19 protein-coding genes and 3 tRNA genes are annotated in these 19,882 nt (G+C 68.7%); 6 read left to right on the forward strand and 16 right to left on the reverse strand.

Going from position 1 to position 19,882, the window contains the following annotated elements; translation table 11 throughout:
* Positions 1-61: 61 nt before the first annotated feature.
* From U1F38_RS11020 to U1F38_RS11080, 13 genes are all read right to left on the reverse strand, one after another.
* Positions 62-883, reverse strand: coding sequence for an ATP-binding cassette domain-containing protein (locus tag U1F38_RS11020; protein WP_409987110.1), 822 nt, complete (start codon positions 881-883; stop codon positions 62-64).
* Positions 880-1,893 (reverse strand): ABC transporter ATP-binding protein, encoded by a 1,014-nt coding sequence (locus U1F38_RS11025; protein ID WP_409987111.1) that lies wholly within the window; start codon positions 1,891-1,893, stop codon positions 880-882. Before U1F38_RS11025 ends, U1F38_RS11020 begins: the two co-directional genes overlap by 4 nt.
* Before the next feature lie 9 nt (positions 1,894-1,902).
* A complete protein-coding gene (locus U1F38_RS11030) occupies positions 1,903-2,400 on the reverse strand; it encodes a type II toxin-antitoxin system VapC family toxin (RefSeq protein ID WP_409987112.1) in 498 nt (165 codons plus the stop codon).
* Entirely contained in the window at positions 2,397-2,660 is a 264-nt protein-coding gene (locus U1F38_RS11035) for a ribbon-helix-helix protein, CopG family (RefSeq protein ID WP_409987113.1), read from the reverse strand. Before U1F38_RS11035 ends, U1F38_RS11030 begins: the two co-directional genes overlap by 4 nt.
* A gap of 213 nt (positions 2,661-2,873) precedes the next feature.
* Positions 2,874-3,746 (reverse strand): ABC transporter permease, encoded by an 873-nt coding sequence (locus tag U1F38_RS11040; protein WP_409987114.1) that lies wholly within the window; start codon positions 3,744-3,746, stop codon positions 2,874-2,876.
* Positions 3,747-3,840: 94 nt separating this feature from the next.
* Positions 3,841-4,809 carry an ABC transporter permease gene (locus tag U1F38_RS11045; protein ID WP_409987115.1) on the reverse strand — a complete coding sequence of 323 codons (969 nt, stop codon included), beginning with the start codon at positions 4,807-4,809 and terminating at the stop codon, positions 3,841-3,843.
* 40 nt (positions 4,810-4,849) lie between these two features.
* Positions 4,850-5,485 (reverse strand): aminoacyl-tRNA hydrolase, encoded by a 636-nt coding sequence (gene pth, locus U1F38_RS11050; protein ID WP_409987116.1) that lies wholly within the window; start codon positions 5,483-5,485, stop codon positions 4,850-4,852.
* Positions 5,486-5,573: 88 nt separating this feature from the next.
* Entirely contained in the window at positions 5,574-6,221 is a 648-nt protein-coding gene (locus tag U1F38_RS11055) for a 50S ribosomal protein L25/general stress protein Ctc (protein ID WP_409987117.1), read from the reverse strand.
* A gap of 95 nt (positions 6,222-6,316) precedes the next feature.
* Positions 6,317-7,294 (reverse strand): ribose-phosphate pyrophosphokinase, encoded by a 978-nt coding sequence (locus U1F38_RS11060; protein ID WP_409987118.1) that lies wholly within the window; start codon positions 7,292-7,294, stop codon positions 6,317-6,319.
* Between the two features lie 62 nt (positions 7,295-7,356).
* A tRNA-Gln gene (locus U1F38_RS11065) sits at positions 7,357-7,433 on the reverse strand.
* 38 nt (positions 7,434-7,471) lie between these two features.
* Complete coding sequence (gene ispE, locus U1F38_RS11070) at positions 7,472-8,332, reverse strand: 4-(cytidine 5'-diphospho)-2-C-methyl-D-erythritol kinase (protein WP_409987119.1); 861 nt, start codon at positions 8,330-8,332, stop codon at positions 7,472-7,474.
* A 7-nt stretch (positions 8,333-8,339) separates the two neighbouring features.
* On the reverse strand, positions 8,340-8,717 hold the full coding sequence (locus U1F38_RS11075; RefSeq protein WP_409987120.1) for a lipoprotein insertase outer membrane protein LolB: 378 nt from the start codon (positions 8,715-8,717) through the stop codon (positions 8,340-8,342).
* Positions 8,718-8,848: 131 nt separating this feature from the next.
* The gene (locus U1F38_RS11080; RefSeq protein WP_409987121.1) at positions 8,849-10,681 is read right to left on the reverse strand and encodes a tetratricopeptide repeat protein; all 1,833 of its coding nucleotides are present in this window, start codon (positions 10,679-10,681) and stop codon (positions 8,849-8,851) included.
* A 21-nt stretch (positions 10,682-10,702) separates the two neighbouring features.
* Here U1F38_RS11080 and mutM point away from each other — a divergent pair, with 21 nt between their 5' ends.
* Genes mutM through mutY form a run of 3 tightly spaced genes read left to right on the forward strand, consistent with a single transcriptional unit; the run spans position 10,703 to position 14,611 of the window.
* The gene (gene mutM, locus U1F38_RS11085) at positions 10,703-11,518 is read left to right on the forward strand and encodes a bifunctional DNA-formamidopyrimidine glycosylase/DNA-(apurinic or apyrimidinic site) lyase (RefSeq protein WP_409987122.1); all 816 of its coding nucleotides are present in this window, start codon (positions 10,703-10,705) and stop codon (positions 11,516-11,518) included.
* Positions 11,519-11,573: 55 nt separating this feature from the next.
* Complete coding sequence (locus tag U1F38_RS11090) at positions 11,574-13,550, forward strand: dynamin family protein (protein WP_409987123.1); 1,977 nt, start codon at positions 11,574-11,576, stop codon at positions 13,548-13,550.
* Complete coding sequence (gene mutY / locus U1F38_RS11095) at positions 13,547-14,611, forward strand: A/G-specific adenine glycosylase (protein ID WP_409987124.1); 1,065 nt, start codon at positions 13,547-13,549, stop codon at positions 14,609-14,611. The genes U1F38_RS11090 and mutY overlap by 4 nt, the downstream gene beginning before the upstream one ends.
* Here mutY and rapZ read toward each other — a convergent pair.
* From rapZ to U1F38_RS11110, 3 genes are all read right to left on the reverse strand, one after another.
* On the reverse strand, positions 14,580-15,464 hold the full coding sequence (gene rapZ, locus U1F38_RS11100) for an RNase adapter RapZ (RefSeq protein WP_409987125.1): 885 nt from the start codon (positions 15,462-15,464) through the stop codon (positions 14,580-14,582). The genes mutY and rapZ overlap by 32 nt on opposite strands.
* Entirely contained in the window at positions 15,461-17,173 is a 1,713-nt protein-coding gene (gene recN / locus U1F38_RS11105; protein ID WP_409987126.1) for a DNA repair protein RecN, read from the reverse strand. Before recN ends, rapZ begins: the two co-directional genes overlap by 4 nt.
* Before the next feature lie 340 nt (positions 17,174-17,513).
* Positions 17,514-18,410 (reverse strand): NAD kinase, encoded by an 897-nt coding sequence (locus tag U1F38_RS11110; protein ID WP_409987127.1) that lies wholly within the window; start codon positions 18,408-18,410, stop codon positions 17,514-17,516.
* Positions 18,411-18,479: 69 nt separating this feature from the next.
* Here U1F38_RS11110 and hrcA point away from each other — a divergent pair, with 69 nt between their 5' ends.
* The 3 genes from hrcA (at position 18,480) to U1F38_RS11125 (ending at position 19,857) form a co-directional block, all read left to right on the forward strand.
* The gene (gene hrcA, locus U1F38_RS11115; RefSeq protein ID WP_409987128.1) at positions 18,480-19,496 is read left to right on the forward strand and encodes a heat-inducible transcriptional repressor HrcA; all 1,017 of its coding nucleotides are present in this window, start codon (positions 18,480-18,482) and stop codon (positions 19,494-19,496) included.
* Positions 19,497-19,671: 175 nt separating this feature from the next.
* Positions 19,672-19,748 (forward strand) — tRNA-Ile (locus U1F38_RS11120).
* A gap of 32 nt (positions 19,749-19,780) precedes the next feature.
* Positions 19,781-19,857 (forward strand) — tRNA-Arg (locus tag U1F38_RS11125).
* The last annotated feature ends 25 nt before the right edge of the window (positions 19,858-19,882 follow it).

A 19,882-nucleotide genomic window follows, 5' to 3' on the forward strand; every position in this document is an offset into this window, starting at 1 on the left:
CATGGATCTCCTCGGTTGAAAGCGGTGGCAAGCATGGTAGCGCAGTGGTGAGCCGCGCCAATCACGCCAAGGCCGGCGGCGTCATCTCGGGCACGGCGTCCAGCAGGGTGCGGGTGTAGGGGTGCGTGGGCGCACTCAGGACCTGGCGCACGGGGCCGCGCTCGACGATCAGGCCGCCCTGCATCACGGCCACGTCCTGGCACAGGTGGCTGACCACGGCCAGGTCGTGGCTGATGAACAAAAACGTGACGCCGTGGGCGTCGCGCAGGTCGGCCATCAGGTTGAGCACCTGCGCCTGCACAGAGACGTCGAGCGCACTGACGGCCTCGTCGGCCACGATCAGCTTGGGCCGGGTGATGAGCGCGCGCGCGATGGCGATGCGCTGGCGCTGGCCGCCGGAAAACTCGTGCGGGTATTTGTCCAGCGCATCGGTGCGCAGGCCCACGGCCGTCAGCATCTCGGCGGCGCGCTCGCGCTGCTGGGCGCGGCTGGCGTGTTCCAGCGCGGCGGCCGGCTCGGCCACGGTGCGCCACACGGGGCGGCGCGGGTCGAGCGAGCCGTACGGGTCCTGGAACACCATCTGAAAGTCGCGCCGGGCATGGCGCAACGCTGCGGGCGAGAGGGCATGCACATCGCGCCCCTCGAACAGCACCTGGCCGCTCGTGGGGCGCTCCAGCGCCATCGCCAGCCGCGCCATGGTGCTCTTGCCCGAGCCCGATTCGCCCACGATCCCCAGGCTGCGCCCGGCGGTGACCGCGAGCGACACGTCCTTGAGCGCCTGAACGACGGCGGGCGGATGCAGCAGGGAGTCGCGCGGCAGCGTGTAGCTGCGCGTGACTTGGCGCAATTCAAGCAAAAACGGGGTGTCGCCCTTGTCCATCATGCGCAACCAGCTATCGAATTGCAAGCGCCCAGAACGACGTCGGCGCGCCGGCACTTGAACGCGTGGGTGGGCGAGCGCTCGACCCGCGGCGGTGCGTCGCGGCTGCACGCGGGCTCTTCGGTGAAGGGGCAGCGCCCGGCAAACGGGCAGCCGGGCGGCAGGTCGAACAGGTCGGGCACGGTGCCGGCAATGGTGGGCAGGCGATCGCCCCGGTGCGCATGAAGGCGCTGCGCCAGCGTGGGGCGCGCCGCCAGCAGGCCGCGCGTGTAGGGGTGGGCCGGCTGGCCGAACACCTCGTCGGCGCGGCCCGATTCGACCACGCTGCCGCCATACATCACCAGCATGCGCCGCACGTTTTGCGCCACCAGGCCCAGGTCGTGCGAGATCAGCACCAGCGCCATGCCGCGCTCTTGCACCAGCTCGCGGATCAGCGCCAGGATCTGCTTTTGCACCGTGACGTCGAGCGCGGTGGTGGGCTCGTCGGCGATCAGCACGTCGGGCTCGCAGGCCAGGGCCATGGCGATCATCAGGCGCTGGCGCTGGCCGCCCGAGAACTGGTGCGGAAAGCTGTCCACGCGCCGCACCGGCTCGGGGATGCCCACGCGCGTCATCAACTCGATCGTGCGGGTACGCGCCGCGGCGGCGGTCATGCCGCGGTGCAGGATGAGCGGCTCGGCGATCTGCGCGCCCACGCGGTGCACCGGGTTGAGCGCGGTCATCGGCTCCTGGAAGATCATGGCGATGCGGTTGCCGCGCAACTCGCGCCAGCCGCGATCGCCCAGGCCGATCAGCTCCTGCCCGTTCAGGCGCACGCTGCCGCTCACGGTGGCGTTGTCGGGCGCCAGGCCCATCAGCGCCAGCGCCGTCATCGACTTGCCGCAGCCCGATTCGCCGATCAGGCCCAGGGTGTCGCCGCGTTCGAGCGTGAAGCCCACGTCGCGCACCGCCGGCGCGCTGCCGCGGTGCGTGCGCAGATCGACGCGCAGATGCCGGACTTCAAGCAGGGCCATGGCGCGGTGTCAGTGGTTCAGCAGGTTGGTGAGCGGGCGGCCCCGGCCATCGCGGTAGACGTCGAAATCGGCGTCCACGCTCAGGATGTTGCGCAGGCCCAGGCGCTCGGCGGCTTCGGCAATCGAGGCGTCGGCCAGGTCCAGCGGCAGGCTGGCAAAGCGCTGGGCGATGCGGCGCATCTGCGGCAGGCTGGTGTCGATGGGCGAGTCAACACGCAGTCCGCCGCGCTCGACCCACAGCAAGAAGTCCAGCGCGGCCTGGTTGTGCACGCGCCGCGCCAGCAGGGCGCAGACCTCGGTCAGCACCGGCCAGGTGCTGACCAGCGCCATGGCGGGGTGCGCCTTGAGCCACGCGAGCACGCGCGCATGCCAGCTGTCACCCGCGTTGAACAAGGCCAGCAGCGGGCCGCTGCCCACCAGCACCTGGCCCTGCAGCGCCGCGGCCCACGGCGCCGCAGGCTCGGCCACGTGGTGCGGGTTGGCAGGGGCCGCGGCGTCGCGGGTCATGATCCGGAGCGGCGGGCGTGCTTGGCTTCCCAGACGTCGGCGGCGTGGGCGCGGCGTGTTTCTGCCAGATCGGCAGGACCCGCGTGTCGGCCGAACAGGTCGGCACCCAGCGACCAGGCCGAGGGCGGCGCCTGCGGCACCTTGGCCAGGTAGGCGGTCAGCGCGTCGCGCATCAGATCGCTGATGCTGCGGCCCTCGACCGCGCTTTGCCGGCGCAAGGATTGCTCGAGGCCGGGCGGGAGTTTGACGGTGGTGGTCATGGCGGCACCTGATTTGGTAATAATGTAAATATTACGAGAAAGTTGCCAGGTTGACAAGGTCAAGGTGGTATCGAAATCGCCTGGCTCTAACGGCCGCGGAGCAGGCCATGCCAGCGATCGCCGTGGAAGGGCTTGGCCCGCCCACTGGCGATGCCCCCTGCAAGGGGGTAGGCGAAACATTGCGCAGCAAGTGGAGACTGGGGGTGTGTCATTTCACCGGCTCTTCAGGCGCGGGTCGAGCACGTCGCGCAGCCCGTCGCCCAGCAGGTTCAGCCCCAGCACCGACAGCATGATGGCCAGACCTGGCCACACGGCGAGCAGCGGCGCGTCGAACATGAGCGTCTGCGCCTCGCTCAGCATGCGGCCCCAGCTGGGCTGTGGCGGCTGGGTGCCCAGGCCCAGGTAGGACAGCGCCGCCTCGGCCAGGATGGCGACCGCAAAGCGGATGGTGGCCTGCACGATCAGCACGGCGGCGATGTTGGGCAGCACATGTTCGAACGTGATGCTGAACGCGCCCTTGCCGCAGCTGCGCGCGGCCAGCACGTAATCGCGCGCCCACACCGCGTTGCCGGCGGCACGCGTGATGCGGGCAAAAGCGGGGATGTTGTAGATGCCGATGGCGATGATGGCGTTGACGATGCCCGGGCCATACACCGCCGTCAGCATGATGGCCGACAGGATGGCCGGAAAGGCAAAGCCGAAGTCGCAGGCGCGCATGATGGCTTCTTCGACCCAGCCGCGCCGCGCCGAGGCCAGCAGACCCAGCGCCGTGCCCGCGACGAGGCCGATGCCCACGGCAATCACGCCCACCAGGATGGATGCGCGCGCGCCCACCAGCAGTTGCGACACGACGTCGCGCCCGAAGGCGTCGGTGCCCAGCCAGAAGCGGGCGCTGGGCGGCAGCAGCTTGTCACCCATGTTCACCTCGTAGACCGAATGCGGCGCCCACGCGTAGGACAGCGCGGCCGCCAGCAGCAGTGCCAGCGTGAGCAGCCCGCCGATCACGAAACCCGGATGGCGCCGCGCACGCTCCCAGAAGCCGGGTGCGGCGCGCTGGGCGGGGGCGGGCAGGGCGGTGGCGTTCATCGGTTGCCGGTTTGCAAATCAATCGTGGTTGCAGCGCTTGCTGGACAAGCGCAAGCAGCTATGAAAAATGTAGAAACCGGCAGGCCGCCGAAGCTCATATTTCGCTCGCTTTGACGCGCGGGTCGATCGCGGCATACAGCACATCGACGATGAAGTTGACCACCACCACCATGCCCGCCAGCAGCATCACGCAGTTGCGCACCACGATCAGGTCGCGGTTGGCGATGCTCTGGAAAATCAGCCGCCCCAGGCCGGGCAGGTAGAACACGCTTTCGACCACGATGGTGCCGGCCAGCAGCTCGGCAAACTGCAGGCCCATGACGGTGACGACCGGGATCATGGCGTTGCGCAGCACGTGGCCCCACAGCGTGGCGCGGCGCGACAGGCCCTTGGCGCGCGCGGTGCGCACGAAGTCCTCGCGCAGCACCTCCAGCACCGCCGAGCGGGTAAAGCGCGCCAGGATGGCCGCCTGCACCACGGCCAGCGCCACGGCCGGCAGGATGAGGGCCTTGACGCCGTTCCACAGGCCGGCCCACACGCCATCGTCGAAGTACCAGCCGTCGAAGCCGCCGGCCGAAAACCATTGCAGCTTGACCGAGAACAGCAGGATCAGCAGGATGGCAAACCAGAAGTTGGGCACCGCGATGCCCAGCTGCGCCAGCGCCATCAAGCCGGTGTCACCCAGCTTGTTGTGCTGCGAGGCGGCATAGACACCCACCGCCAGCGCCAGAACGGCGGTCAGCGCCATGGCCAGCAGCGCCAGCGGCACGGTCAGCTGCAGGCGCTCGCCGATCAGCTCCGACACCGAGGAGCCATAGGCATAAGACAGCCCCATGTCGCCGCGCAGCAGCCCGGCGATCCAGTGGCCGTAGCGCTGCAGGGCGGGTTGGTCCAGGCCCAGCTCCACCGTTTTGGCGGCGACGGCGGCGGGGTCGGCGTCCGGGCCCATCAGCACCTGGGCCGCGTTGCCGGGCAGGATTTCGAGCACCGCAAACACGATCACGCTGGTGGCCACCAGCGTGACGATCAGCGTGAGCAGGCGCTTGACGAGGAAGAAGCCCATGGGTGGCCGGCATTATCACCAACAAAGCCGGCCGCCTGGCTCAGCCGTCTGGTTGCGCGCCGGACGTCGCAGGGGGCGGCTTGCGCTCGGGCTTGGGGCGCGGCGGCTTGCTGGTGTGGATGCGCTGCGTGGCGGCATTCATGTCGCCGGCGGCCAGCAGTTCGAACGCAGCGGCGGCGCGGTCTGCGGCCTGCTCGATGGCGATCTGCTCGTCCAGCGGGGGGCGCTGAAGCACCCAGCCCACCACCTCGTGGCGCGCACCGGGGTGGCCGATGCCCAGGCGCAGTCGCCAGTAGTCGCCCGTTCCCAGTTGCGCGTGAATGTCGCGCAGGCCGTTGTGGCCGGCGTGGCCGCCGCCGAACTTGAGCTTGGCCTCGCCCGCGGGCAGGTCCAGCTCGTCGTGCGCCACCAAAATCTCATCGGGCGCGATCTTGAAGAAGCGCGCCAGCGCCGATACCGACTGCCCTGACAGGTTCATGAAGGTCTGCGGCTCGAGCAGCCACACGCTCTGGCCGGCCACGCTGGCGCGCGCCACCCGGCCTTTGTAGGCCCGCTCGAGCGTGAGCGACACATTCAGGCGCCGCGCAAGCTGATCGATCCACCAGAAGCCCGCGTTGTGTCGCGTGGCGGCGTACTCGGGGCCCGGGTTGCCCAGGCCGACAAACAGCTTGATCATGGGTGTCGATTATCGAGGTGCAGAAGAAACAACGGCCCGCACTGGGCGGGCCGTTGGGGGGCGCAGGCGGCGTGCGGGCCGCGCGGCCTTACTTCTTGTCGCCGGCGGGGGCGGCCGGGGCTGCTGCTGCCGCTGGGGCAGCGGCGTCGGCGGCCGGTTCGGCTTCTTCGACGACGGGGTTGACCACCGCCACCAGCACCATGCCTTCAGCCGTGTGGCCGCGCAGCACGGCCTCGACGCCCTTGGGCAGGGTGACGTCCTTGAGGGTGAGCGTCGCGCCCTTTTCCAGCTTGGACAGATCGACCGTGATGGCTTCCGGCAGGTCGGCCGGCAGGCAGCTGATCTCCAGGTCGGTCTGGATGTGGTTGACCAGGCACTTGTCGGTCTTGACGGCCGGCGATTCTTCCTCGCCCTGGTAGTGCAGCGGCACCTTCATGTGGATCTTCTGCTTGGCGGACACGCGCTGGAAGTCCACGTGCAGCACCTGCTGGCGATAGGGGTGCACCTGCACGTCGCGCAGCAGTACCGGGCTTTCCTTGCCGGCCAGCTCCATGGTGAGCACGCTGGAGTGGAAAGCCTCTTTCTTGAGGGCTTGCCACAGCGCGTTGTGATCGAGCTCGATCAGTTGCGGCTGGCCCTCGCCACCGTAGACGATGCCGGGCGCCTTGCCGGCGTTGCGCAGACGGCGGCTCGCACCCGTACCCTGCTTGCTGCGCTCGAAAGCGACGAATTTCATGTTGAACTCCTGAAAAGGGCCGACCGCGACCAGTGCGACCCCGTTTGAAAAGGACGGCGCATCCGCGTGGATGGCGTCGCCCGCGAAATGTCCCTCTAAAACAGGTTCTCCTGCTCGCGGAACAAACTCATGACCGACTGCCCGTGCGCGATGCGCTGAATGGTTTGCGCAAACAGCGGCGCCACCGACAGCTGGCGAATCTTGGGGCACTGGGCCGCCGCGGGGCTGAGCGGAATGGTGTTGGTGACCACCACCTCGTCCAGGGCCTCGCCCTGCGTGATGCGATCGACCGCCGGGCCCGAGAAAATGGGGTGCGTGCAATAGGCATACACCTTCTTGGCGCCGCGCTGCTTGAGCACCTCGGCGGCCTTGACCAGGGTGCCGGCGGTGTCGATCATGTCGTCCATGATCACGCAGTTGCGCCCGTCGATGTCGCCGATCACGTGCATCACCTCGCTCACGTTGGCCTTGGGCCGGCGCTTGTCGATGATGGCCAGGTCGCAGCCGAGCTGCTTGGCCAGTGCACGGGCGCGCACCACGCCGCCCACGTCGGGGCTGACGACCAGCAGGTCGTGGTAATTCTTTTGCCGCAAATCGGCCAGCAACACCGGCGAGGCGTAGATGTTGTCGACCGGGATGTCGAAGAAGCCCTGGATCTGGTCGGCGTGCAAATCCATGGTCAGCACGCTGTTGACGCCCACGGCCTGCAGCATGTTGGCCACCACCTTGGCCGAGATCGGCACGCGGGTGGAGCGTGGACGGCGGTCCTGGCGGGCGTAGCCGAAGTAGGGGATGACGGCGCAGATGCGCTCGACCGAGGCGCGCTTGAGCGCATCCACCATCACCAGCAACTCCATCAGGTTGTCGTTGGTGGGGGCGCAGGTGGGCTGCACCACGAAGATGTCGCGGGCTCGCACGTTCTGCTTGAGCTCGACCGTCACTTCGCCGTCGGAGAAACGCCCGACATCGGCGGCGCCCAGGGCAATGTCCAGGTTGCGGGCGATTTCCTCGGCCAGCGCCGGATTGGCGTTGCCGGTGAAAACCAGGAAATCAGGATCGTGGGACGGGTGCATGGGGATGGCGGAAGATCGGGTGATCAATTGCGGCCCACGGGCTACCCGCCCGGGATGGGTTTTGGCAGGGGAGGAAGGACTCGAACCCTCGCATGCCGGAATCAAAATCCGGTGCCTTGACCAACTTGGCGACTCCCCTACGCAGGAGCCCGGTCGGCATGGCCGGCCAGGCACCAATCATTTGTCGCGCCAGGCCCAACCGACAAGCGGATGAACCTGCAAATTGCCGCACACCCGTGCTTGCCAGCCCGCAGGTGCCCAGTTGGATGCGGAAAAGGCCGGCAAGGCCTCGTGCGCAAGCTGGGCAAACACCGCGCTGCCCGAACCGGTCATTCTGCCCTGGAGGCCGCATTGCGAAAGCAACTCGACACCTTGGCGAACCGACGGACAAAGCCGCTCGGCAACCGGCTGCAGGTCATTGTGGCCAAAGCCATATGGGTTTGCAGCAAAGCCTGAGATTGTAGCAGGTTCTGAATCGCGCTTGAGGTCCGGCGCGCAAAAAATCGATCCGGTATCGAGCCCGGCCGGTGGCTTCAGCACCACGAAGCGCGCCGCCGGCAGCGCCAGCGGCTGCATGTGCTCGCCCACGCCCTCCACCCAGGCATTGCCGCCATGGATGAAGAACGGCACGTCGGCGCCCAATTGCAGGCCGATCGCCGCCAGTTGCGAGCGCGTCAGGCCAAGCCCCCACAGCCGGTTGAGCGCCAGCAGGGTGCTGGCGGCATCCGAGGAGCCGCCGCCCATGCCGGCTTGCGCGGGAATGCGCTTTTGCACGGCAATGTGCACCCCGTGCTCCGCACCGCCGGCGGCTTGCAGCGCGCGGGCCGCACGCACGATCAGATCGTCGTCCGGCAAGGGCGCGCCCAGGTCCTCGCGGCTGATGTGCCCGTCGGCGCGTCGCTCGAAATGCAGGGTGTCGCACCAGTCGATCAGCATGAAGGCCGACTGCAGCAGGTGATAGCCGTCCGCGCGCCGTCCCGTGATGTGCAAAAAGAGGTTCAGCTTGGCAGGCGCCGGGACGTCGTGGATCGCGCGCATGACGCCCTCAGGAACCGTCGAGGATGATGCGCAGATCGGCCGTGGGTGGGGGGGCGATGCGCCGCGCCTGCAAGCGCCCTTGCGCGAGCTGGTCCAGATTCACCTGCCAGCCCTCGACGGATTCCGGCTCGCCGCGCAACCAGGCGAAGAGGGCGCGCACCGGCACCGCGGTGCCGGTCACGGCTGCCGACAAGGCGTCGACGGAAGGGTATTCACGCGACTCGCCGTCCTGGCGCAGCAGTGCCTGGCCTGGGCGCCACTGCAAGACGGCCAGGATGCTGCCCAGCGGCGACGTGAGCTGCAGCTCGCCGCTTTGCTCATTGCCGGTCAACTCGAAGCCGGCGTGAAACTGCTGGGGCGGCTCGCTGGCGACGACCAGGCCCAAGCGGCCGCTCCAGCTGGATGGGCTTGCGGCCGGCGGGCGATTGCCGCGCGGGCTTGTCGCACAGCCTGTCAGGCAGGCCGCAAGCAGGGCCAAGGCGCCGCGGCGCCCCGCCAGCGCGGTGCGCTGGCTGGTCATGGCTTGACCTGAAAACGCTCCAGCGTCTTGGTCAGCGTTTCGTTGCGTGGGTCGAGCCGCTGGCCCTCGCGCCAGGTCTTCAAGGCAGCGTCGCGCTCGCCCAAGGCCCACAGCACCTCACCCAGGTGGGCGGCAATCTCGGGGTCGGGGCGCTTGTCGAACGCGGCCTGCAAGGTGCGCTGGGCCTGGCCCAGGCGGCCGAGCCGAAACTCGACCCAGCCCAGGCTGTCCTGGATGTAGGCATCGTCGGGCGAGAGTTGCACGGCTTTCTCGATCAGGGTTCTGGCCTCGGGCAGGCGCACCCCGCGATCGGCCAGCGAGTAGCCCAGCGCGTTGTAGGCCTGCGCCGAGTCGGGCTTCACCTTGATGACGCGGCGCAGCAGCCGCTCCATGTCGTCCAGCCGGCCGGATTTTTCGGCGGCCATGGCGGCGGCGTACAACAGGCCGTCATCGTCAGGGCTTTGCTTGAGGGCGTCGCCGAGCATCTGCCAGGCTTGATCGGCGCGCCCGTTGTCGCGCAGCAGCTGGGCCTGCGCCATCAGCTTCAGGCGGGCGTCATCGGCGTCATGTTCCGGCACGGTGGCAATGGCCTGCACGGCTTCGTCGATGCGCCCTTGCTGGGCCAGCATGTTGGCGCGCTCGACCTGTGCGGCCAGCAACTGCTCGGGTGCGTCGATGCGGTCCAGCCATTGCTGTGCGCCGGCGTCATCGTTGCGTCGCTGGGCAATGCGCGCCAGCGTCAAATAGGCTTGGTTGCGCCCGGCCATGCGGTCGTCGCCGTCGGCTTGTGCATCGGGATTGCCCAGCAAATCCAGGTATCGCTTCAGCGCCGTCTCGGCCGGCGTGTCCTGCCGGTCGTCGGCGTCGAGCAGGCCTTGCAGCAGCCAGCCGTCCGGGTACTGCGGCCAGCGCTGAACGAGCGAGCCCGCCTGCGCGCGGGCGTCCGCGCGGCGTCCGCGTTCGAGCAGGGCCCGCACGTAGCCGACCTGCACTTCGGGCTTGGCGTCTGCGTTGCTCAGATACCGCTTGATCAGGGGTTCGGCCTGGGTGTCGTCGGCGCCCGAAAACAGCTGCAAGGCCAGCAGGGCAGGCCATTCCGACCCTGCACCGGCATTCAGCCCCAGAGTGGCTGCCACCAGGGCGCCGCTGCGGTCCCCGTGCTGCAGGCGCATGCGGCCGATGGTGGTCCAGGCAGCGGGGGCCAGGTCCGGGTTCTTCTGGGCGTCGGCGAGCGCGCTTTCCACCGCCTGCAGGGCTTGGTCCTTGTTGGCCACGCGCTGGTAGAGGGCGGGCAGGGCCGTGATGAAGCTGATTTTCTCGGGTCCGGGCAGCGCTTCGAGGAGCGCCCGCATGGGCGCGGCCGTGTCGGCGACCCGGCCCAGCGCCAGCAGCACCTGCAGTTCGTAGCGGATGGCTTCCAGCGACTGGGGGTGGGCCTCGCGCCAGGCGCGCACGGCCTCGAGGGCGGCGGGGCCGGCGCGCGACTGGATGGCCATTTCGGTGGCGCGCTTGTACAAGGACTCGTCGCCCGTGCGCCGCGCGGCATCCAGCAGGTAGGCGGCGCCCTGTTGCGGATCGCCCATGTCAAAGGAGATTTCGCCCACCAGCAGTTCGTACATCAGCCGCGCCGTCAGCGCGGACTGGGCGGGCGGCGCAGGCTTGGGCGGTGGGGGCTTGGCGGCGGCTGCGGGGGCAGCGGTCGATGCGGTGGTGATGGCCGGGTCGGCCGCCGACGTCGCCAGTGGGGCGCAGCCGGGCAGGGCGGCCAGAGCAAGGGCCAGGCAGGCCAGGGTGGTCGCGGGGTTGGGCATCAAATCATAATAATCCATGCCCACTGCTTTACACACGCGATGCCCGAGCTGCCCGAAGTCGAAGTGACACGGCGCAGTTTTGCCGAACGCATCCGTGGCGCGCGCGTCCAGTCGGTGCGGTTGGGCAAGCCGCTGCGTTGGCCCCTGGGCGTCCAGCCTCAGGCCCTGGTGGGGCGGGTCGTCCGGTCGGTGCGCCGGCGCGGCAAGTATTTGCTGATGGACCTGGACGAAGGCGTTTTGCTGTTGCACCTGGGCATGTCGGGGCGTTTGCTGTTCGCGCCCAGCGCACCGCCCGCAGGCCCGCACGACCACTTCGATTTGACGACCAATCACGGGGTGCTGCGCCTGCACGATCCGCGCCGTTTCGGAGCGGTCGTCTGGGCGCCGCATGAAGGCGCCGAGCCGGCGCGCAAACTCTTGGCGGGTCTGGGGGCCGAGCCTTTGGACGCGGGCTTCGATGCGGCGGCTTTTCACGCCGCGCTGAAAAAGCGCCACGCGCCGATCAAGCAGGTGCTGTTGGCGGGCGACGTGGTGGTGGGGGTGGGCAACATCTACGCGTCGGAGGCCCTGTTCATGGCGCGCATTCGGCCGACCGTGCGCGCCGACCGGCTCTCGCGCGAGCGCGCCGATCGCCTGCATGCGGCCGTGCGCGCGGTGCTGGCGCGCGCGGTGGAGCGCGGCGGCACCACGCTGCGCGACTTTGCCAACGCCATGGGCGAGACAGGGCACTTTCAGCTGGACGTGGCGGTTTACGGCCGTTCCGGGCAGCCCTGTATCGTGTGCGCAACGCCGATCCGGCTGTTGCGCCAGGGGCAGCGCTCGACTTTCTTCTGTCCGGTGTGCCAGCGTTCATGAAATGGTGCGGGCGACGATGGGCAAGCGCCGCGGGTGACGATAAGATGCGCCGATCATGCAAACAAGCCCGGCGGTGACAGGATTTCACGAACAGTTCGACCAGCACGGCGCATGGCGGCGCGAGGCGGCGCTGCGCCTGAAGCTGTTGGGCGACTGGCTCGATGAGCAGCAGTTGCTGGACGGTGGCGCGCTCGAAGGACTGCAGCAGCTGATTGGCCAGTTGCGTGCCGACAAGATCATGGTGGCCTTCGTGGCCGAGTTCTCGCGCGGCAAGTCCGAGCTGATCAATGCGGTGTTCTTTGCCGGCTACGGACGGCGCATCATGCCGGCCAGCGCGGGGCGCACCACCATGTGCCCGACCGAACTGGGCTGGGACCCCAAGGTGCCGCCCTGCCTGCGCCTGCTGCCCATCGAGTCGCGTCTGGAGCCGCAGGCACTGATGGAATGGCGCATGGCGCCCGAGCGCTGGACCCGGGTGGATCTGGACGTGAACGACGCGGCGCAGCTGGCCAGTGCGATGGAGAAGGTCTCCGAGGTCAATCACGTGAGCGTCGAGCAGGCGCGCACCCTGGGTTTTTGGCACGATGACCGCCCGCAGGACAACCCACCCGTCGACGGCCAGGGCCGCGTGGAGGTGCCGCGCTGGCGCCATGCGCTGATCAACATGGCGCACCCCTTGCTCAAGCAGGGCCTGGTGGTGCTGGACACGCCAGGCCTGAACGCCATTGGCGCCGAGCCGGAGCTGACGGTGAACCTGATCGCGCAGGCCCAGGCCGTGGTCTTCGTGCTGGGTGCCGACACCGGGGTCACGCGCTCGGATTTGTCGATCTGGCAGGAGCATCTGGCGCCGGCGCGCAGCGGCATCGGCACGCAGCTGGTGGTGCTCAACAAGATCGATACGCTGTGGGACGAGTTGCGCACGCCCGCGCAGGTCCAGGCCGAGATTGCCAGCCAGTGCGAGCAGACCGCGCGCACGCTGGAGCTGGGCAGCGATCGCGTGGTGGCACTGTCGGCGCAAAAGGGCCTGCTGGCCAAGGTGCGTGGCGACGCGGCCCTGCTGCAGGGCAGTCGCCTGCCGCGTTTCGAAGCCCTGCTTGGGCAGTTGGTTCTGGGTACGCGCCAGCAGACGCTGGAGCAGGCCGTGGACCGCGGTGCGCAGCGCTTGCAGGCCGATGCGCAGCGCGCCATCGGCGTGCAGCGGCGCGAATGGACCGAGCAGTTGCAGGAGCTCAAGGGCCTGCGGGGCAAGAACCACGCGGTGGTTCGCCACATGCGTCGGCGCGTCGAGCAGGAAAAAACCGCGTTCGATCGCAGCGCCGCCGGCGTGCTGGCCGTGCGCTCGGTGCACGTCAAGCTGCTGCGCGAGGTGTTCGCGCTGCTCTCCAGTGCCTCGATCAAGAAGGAGCTGGCCTCACTGGCCGCGTCTTTGCGCGAACCGGGCCTGAAGCTGGGGGTGCGCAAGGTGTATGCCGATGGGTTCGACCGGCTGCGGGTGGTGGTGCGCCGCGTGATCGAGCTGGTGGCCGAGATCGACACCATGCTGGGCGGGGCATTTCGCCAGCTCAACACCGAGCACGGCTTTGGCTTGCAGGTACCGACCGCGCCCGAGCTGCAGCGGCTGGAGGTGGACCTGGCCGCCGTCGAGCGCAGCCACGTGCAGTATCTGGGCATGGGCAACCTGATCCAGCTCACGCGCGCCGACTTCACCGACAAGCTGATCCGCTCTCTGCATTCGCGCGTGCGCGCCATCTTCGAGACGGCGGTGGGCGAAATCGAGCTGTGGAACAAGGCCGCGTCCGGCCAGCTCGACGTCGAGCTGCGCGAGCGGCGTCGGGCCTTCACCCGCCGCATCGAGGCGATCCAGCGCATTCAGGACGCCGCGGGCGGTCTCGACGAACGCCTGCGCGAGCTCGACCAGCAACTGGATGCACTGCAAGCCACCGAGCGCGAGCTGCTAGGGCGGGTGCGCGCCTTGCGCGAGTCGATCGCCGCGCAGGCCTTGGCGCCGCTGGCCGAAGCTGCGCTGGCGTGAGCGGCGAGCAAGGCGCGCTGGCCGAGCGCGTGATCGCCTGGCAGCGCCGGCACGGGCGCCACGACCTGCCATGGCAAGGCACCCGCGACCCGTACCGGGTGTGGCTGTCCGAGATCATGCTGCAGCAAACGCAGGTCGCGACGGTGCTGGCCTACTACCCGCGCTTTTTGCAACGCTTTGGCGATGTCGCTGCTTTGGCGAGTGCCAGCGAGGACGAGGTGCTGGCCTTGTGGAGTGGCCTGGGCTACTACAGCCGTGCCCGCCTGCTGCACCGCTGTGCGCGGCAGGTGATGGCCGACTTTGGCGGGCAGTTCCCGACGCGTGCTGCCACGCTGGCCAGCTTGCCCGGCATCGGCCGCTCCACCGCTGCGGCGATTGCGGCGTTCTGCTTTGGCGAGCGCGCGGCCATCCTCGACGGCAACGTCAAGCGGGTGCTGGCGCGCGTGTTTGCCATCACCGATGACCTCGGCCAGGCGGCGCCAATGCGCGCGCTGTGGCAACGCGCCGAAGACCTGCTGCCGCGCGGCCGCTTGCGCAGCACCATGCCGGCGTATACCCAGGGTTTGATGGATTTGGGTGCCACGCTGTGCCTGCCGCGCCGCCCCGCCTGTGGGCGCTGTCCCCTGGCGGCGATCTGCCTGGCGGCGGCAAGTGGCGAGCCCGAGCGCTGGCCCGCCAAGCGGCCCCGGCCGGCGCGGCGCGAGCTGGCCTTGTGGCTGGTGCATGCGGTCGACGCACAGGGGCGCGTGTGGCTCACGCGGCGTCCGTCGCGCGGCATCTGGGCCGGCTTGCATTGCATGCCCGCTTTCGAGTCGCGCACGCTGGCCCTCGGCTCGCTGCCGTCCGGGGCGCGCGGGCGCGTGCACGAGCATGCGCCGTTCACCCACGTCCTGACCCATCGGGATTTGCACCTGCATGTGCTCACGGCACGTTTGAGTGGTGGCGAGCTGGCGGACGAGCACGGCGCGTGGGTGGCGCCCGAGCGCTGGTCAGGGTTTGGGCTGCCTGCGCCGGTGCGTCGATTTTTGCTCAGTGCGAGTCCAGTTCGCGGTGGCGCTTGAGCGCCTTCCATTCCCCGCTGAACTGCGCCGCCAGGCGTTCGACCAGATAGACCGAGCGGTGCTGCCCGCCGGTGCAGCCGATGGCCACCGTGACATAGCTGCGGTGATCGCGCGCCAGGGCGGGCAGCCAGGTGCGCAGGAAATCGGCAATCTGGTCGAGCATGCGCGCCACTTCGGCGTGCTGCTCGAGGTAGGCGATGACGGGGGCGTCGCGGCCCGTAAGGGGTCGCAGCCCGGGCTCGTAGTACGGGTTGGGCAGCATGCGCACGTCAAACACATAGTCCGCATCCAGCGTGATGCCGCGCTTGAAGGCAAAGGATTCGAACACCAGCGTGAGGTGCGAGCCAGGCGCGGCAATCAGCGTCTTGACGTAGTCCAGCAGCTGGGCCGGCCGCAGCTGGCTGGTGTCGATCACATGCGAGCGCTCGCGCAGGTCGGCCAGCAATTCGCGCTCGCGCGCAATCGCCTGAATCAGGCCCGTCAGGGCCTGGGCGTCATCGGGAAGGGACAGCGGATGACGCCGGCGGGTTTCGGAAAAGCGCCGCACCAGGGTCTGGTCGCTGGATTCGAGAAAAACCAGACGCAAATCGATCCCGCCATCCCGCAAACCATGCAACAGCAAGGGCAGTTGCGGCAGCGCGCGGCTGCTGCGCACGTCAATGGCGATGGCCAGCTTGCGCGTGTGCAGGCGATCGCGGAGTGACACGAAGGGCTTGAGCAGCTCCGGCGGCAGGTTGTCCACGCAGTAGTAGCCAGCGTCTTCCAGTGCATTCAGCGCGACCGACTTGCCGGAGCCGGACATGCCGGTGATGACGACCAGTTCGGTGTCGGTGGAGCGATCGCGCGTTTTCACTGAACGGCCCCGCGCGCAGCGCGCTTGAGGCGGGGTGGGGCGGGCGAAGCTGGAGCGGCCAGCAGTTCGCGCGCGTGCTCCAGCGTCGTGGCCGAGATGCGCTCGCCGCCCAGCATGCGCGCGACCTCGTCGATGCGCCTGTCGCCGTGGATGGCGGTCACGGTGCTTTGGATGGCGTCGCCAGCGGCCTGTTGCTTGGTCACGTGCAGATGGTGATCGGCGCAGGCGGCCACCTGGGGCAGGTGGGTGACGCACAGCACTTGCCGATCCTGCCCCAAGCGCTGCAGCAGGCGCCCGACGGTGGATGCAACCGCGCCGCCGACGCCAGCGTCCACCTCGTCGAACACCAGCGTGGCGGCCGAGCCGAGCGTGCTGGTGGTGACGGCGATGGCCAGTGCCAGGCGCGACAGCTCGCCGCCGGATGCTATCCGATCAATAGCGCGCGGGGTTGATCCGGCGTGGGCGGCGACCAGAAAATGAGCACTTTCCAGGCCGTGGGCGGCAGGTTCGGGCAGGCGCTCGAGCTCCACCTGGAACACGCCGCCAGCCATGCCCAGCGTCTGCATGGCGATGCTCACCGCGTCCGACAGGCGCGGTGCGGCGTCGGCGCGCCGGCGTGACACCTCGGCGGCGATGCGCTGGTAGCGGGCGTGTGTCTGATCGAGCGTGCGCTGCAGTTGCTCCAGGTCCGCCGCGCCGTCCAGGCGCTGCAAGTCGGCGCGCCAGCCGGCCAACAAGGCCGGCAGCTCGGCCGGCAGGCGGCGGTGGCGGCGCGCCAGGGCGTGCCACTGGCCGATGCGCGCATCCAGCGCGGCGAACTGCTCGGGGTCGAGCTCCGCGTGGCGCTGGTAGGCGTGCAGGCTGCGCACCGCGTCGCGCAGCAGTGCATCGCTGTTTTGCAAGGCCTCGAGCAGCGCGGCAAATTCGGGCTCGATGGCGCTTTGCGCCTGCAACCTGTCCTGCGCCTGGCTCAGCGCCGACAAGGCGCCGCCGCTGCCGTCCTCGCTGCCCTCCAGCGCCTGCGCGGCGCCTTGCGCGGCCTCGATCAGGGCCTGGGCATGGGACAGCCGCGTGTGTTGCTGGTTCAGCGTGTCCCACTCGCCGTCCTGCGGGCCCAGTTTGTCGAGCTCGGTGATTTGCCACAGCAGGCGCTCGCGCTCCTGCGTCAGGCTGTCCTGGGCGGCACGTGCGGTGTTCAAGGCGGCTTGCGCGTGCTGCCAGTCCTGCCACGCGGTGAGCAGGGGGGCGGTGTCCACGCCGGCGTAGGCATCGAGCAGGGCGCGCACGGCGGCGGGGCGGGTCAGGCTTTGCCAGGCGTGCTGGCCGTGAATGTCCACCAGGCCGTCGCCCAGTTCGCGCAGTTGGGCCACGGTGGCGCTGGAGCCATTGATCCAGGCGCGGCTGCGCCCGGCGGCGTCGATGGTGCGGCGCAGCAGCAGCGTGCCGGCCTCTGCACTGAAGCCGTTGGCTTCGAGCCAGGGGACGACGGCGGGTGGCGCGTCGAACTCGGCGGCGATTTCGCAGCGCGGCTGGCCTTCGCGCACCCACAGCGCGTCGCCCCGCCCGCCCAGGGCCAGTTGCAGCGCGTCGATCAGGATGGATTTGCCGGCGCCGGTCTCTCCGGTCAGCACCGTGAAGCCGGCTTCGAAGGCCAACTCCAACTGAGCCACGATGACGAAGTCGCGCAGGCTGAGGTGACGCAGGGACATATAGGTCAGTTATCCATGGCGCTGCGCGCCACCAGCAGAGCATGAATCTCCAAGGGTCGAAAGGTCGCGGAGCAGGCCAGGCGCGCGATCGCCGTGGCCGGGGCTGCCCCGGCTAGGGGCGAGCCTTGCAGGCCGCGCCGGGCCAGTGGCCCGGCCCCTCGCCAGCCAACAAAAGGTCCACCGGACCTTTTGTGCGCAGGCTCGGCCCCCTGCAAGGGGGCTGAGGTCTGCGGCTCCAGACCTGCCTGCGCAGGTCTGGACAGACCGAAGGGCCGCCGCCTCTGGCGGCGAGCACCAGGCGCAACATCGCGCAGCGAGTGGAGACTGGGGGTGTGTCATTTCATCCGCTGCCCTTGTTCCAGTGCAGCTTCTCGCGCAGCGTGTCGAAGTAGCTCCAGCCCTTGGGGTGCAGAAAGCGCGCGCGGTGTTCCGAGCGGCGCACGATGATGCGGTCGCCCCGGTGCAGCGAGGTGAGCGACTGCATGTCGAAGCTGGCGCTGGCGTCGCGCCCGGCGACGATCTCGATGGCGATCTCGCCCGGGTCGGCCAGCACGATGGGGCGATTGGACAGCGCGTGTGGCGAGATCGGCACCAGCGCCCAGCCCGGCAGTTGCGGTTGCAGCAGCGGCCCGCCGGCCGACAGCGAATAGGCCGTGGAGCCGGTGGGCGTGGCCACGATGATGCCGTCGGCGCGGTAGTTCGCGACGAAGTGGCCATCGACCTCGACGCTGAGTTCCACCATGCCCGAGGCCGCGCCCCGATTGACCACCACGTCGTTCATGGCCAGCGCATCGAACACGCAGGCGCCTTCACGCTTGACCCAGCCGTGCATCAGGGTGCGATGGTCTTCCTCGAACGCGCCCGCCAGGATGCCCGGCAGAACCTTGCGGAACTCGCCCAGCGGGATGTCGGTGATGAAGCCCAGGCGACCCTGGTTGATGCCGATCAAGGGCGTGCCGTACGGTGCCAGCTGCCGGCCCACGCCCAGCATGGTGCCGTCGCCGCCCACCACCACGCACACGTCGCAGCCGGCGCCGATGCCGGCGATGTCGAGGACTGGGAAATGCGAGAGGCCGGTGCTGGCGGCAGTGCGTTCCTCCAGGTGAACCAGGCAGCCCTGCTGCTGCATGAACGCGCCGATTTTTTCCATCAACTCGCGCGTCGCCACCACCGCCGAATCGGTGGGTGATTCGTGATATTTGCCGACCAAGGCGACGCGGGCGAACTGAAGGTTCATGGGCAAATTACATCATAATGAGCCGCGACTTCCGCACCCCGAAATGAACTGGTGAAATCCCCCGGCGCCATGCTTGATGACCGCTCCCGGCGATTGCTCAAGACCCTGGTCGAGCGCTACATCGCCGACGGCCAGCCGGTGGGCTCGCGCACGCTCTCGCGCGCCTCGGGGCTGGATCTGTCACCGGCCACCATTCGCAACGTGATGTCCGACCTGGAGGAGCTGGGCCTGATCGCCTCGCCCCACACCTCGGCCGGGCGCGTGCCCACGGCGCGCGGCTACCGCCTGTTCGTGGACACCATGCTGACGGCGCAGCGCGAGCAGTTGACGGCGCCGCAACTGCCCGCCGAGCAGCCGCAAAAGGTCATCGCCAGCGCGGCGCAGCTGCTGTCCAATCTGTCCCAGTTCGTCGGCGTGGTGGTGGCGCCGCGGCGCAGTTCGGTGTTCCATCACGTCGAATTCATGCGCCTGTCCGAGCGGCGCCTGCTGCTCATCATGGTGGCGCCCGATGGCGACGTGCAAAACCGCGTGCTGTTCACCGAGCACGACTACTCGTCTTCCGAGTTGACGCAGGCGTCCAACTACCTCAATGCGCAGTATTCCGGCATGGCCTTCGAGCAGGTGCGCGCGCGCCTGACGCAAGAAGTCGACCGCCTGCGCGGCGAGATCGCCACGCTGATGCAGGCCGCCGTGCAAGCCGGCTCCGAGGCCGCGCACCAGGCGCAGGACGAGGTGGTGATCTCCGGCGAGCGCAACCTACTGGCGGTGAGCGATTTCTCCAGCGACATGAACCAGCTGCGCCGCGCGTTCGACCTGTTCGAGCAGAAGGCCCAGTTGATGCGCCTGCTGGACGTGTCGATGCAGGCCGACGGCGTGCGCATCTTCATCGGCGGCGAAAGCCAGGCCGTGCCGGTGGAGGAGCTGTCGGTCGTCAGCGCCCCCTACGAGGTGGACGGGCAGGTCGTCGGCACGCTGGGTGTCATCGGGCCCACGCGCATGCCCTATGACCGCATGATCCAGATCGTGGACATCACCTCGCGGCTGGTGAGCAACGCCCTCAGCCAGGGCAAGCCGCACACCCCCTAGCGTCCTGACTTGGAAGCTCGATGAACAAATCACCCGACCATCGGCGCCATGCGGCGTTGCCAATCCTCGCCATCGCTACGGCGATGGCTGCGGTTTGCGCCTCGCCTGACACCGATCCCGGTCGATTTGCGGTTCAACGAGCCCCCAACTCAGGACACTAGAATCGCGCGCTGGCGGGGCGTTAGCTCAGTTGGTCAGAGCAGGGGACTCATAATCCCTTGGTCGTTGGTTCAAGTCCAACACGCCCTACCAAAATCCTGTTGTATACTCCTATGCTTTCGTGTGCGGCTGTAGCTCAGTTGGATAGAGTACTTGGCTACGAACCAAGGGGTCGTGGGTTCGAATCCTGCCAGCCGCACCATCCATTCAAAGCCCTGCAAATCGCC

The organism is Ottowia sp. (genome assembly GCF_046348305.1).
Taxonomy (GTDB): Bacteria; Pseudomonadota; Gammaproteobacteria; order Burkholderiales; family Burkholderiaceae_C; genus Ottowia.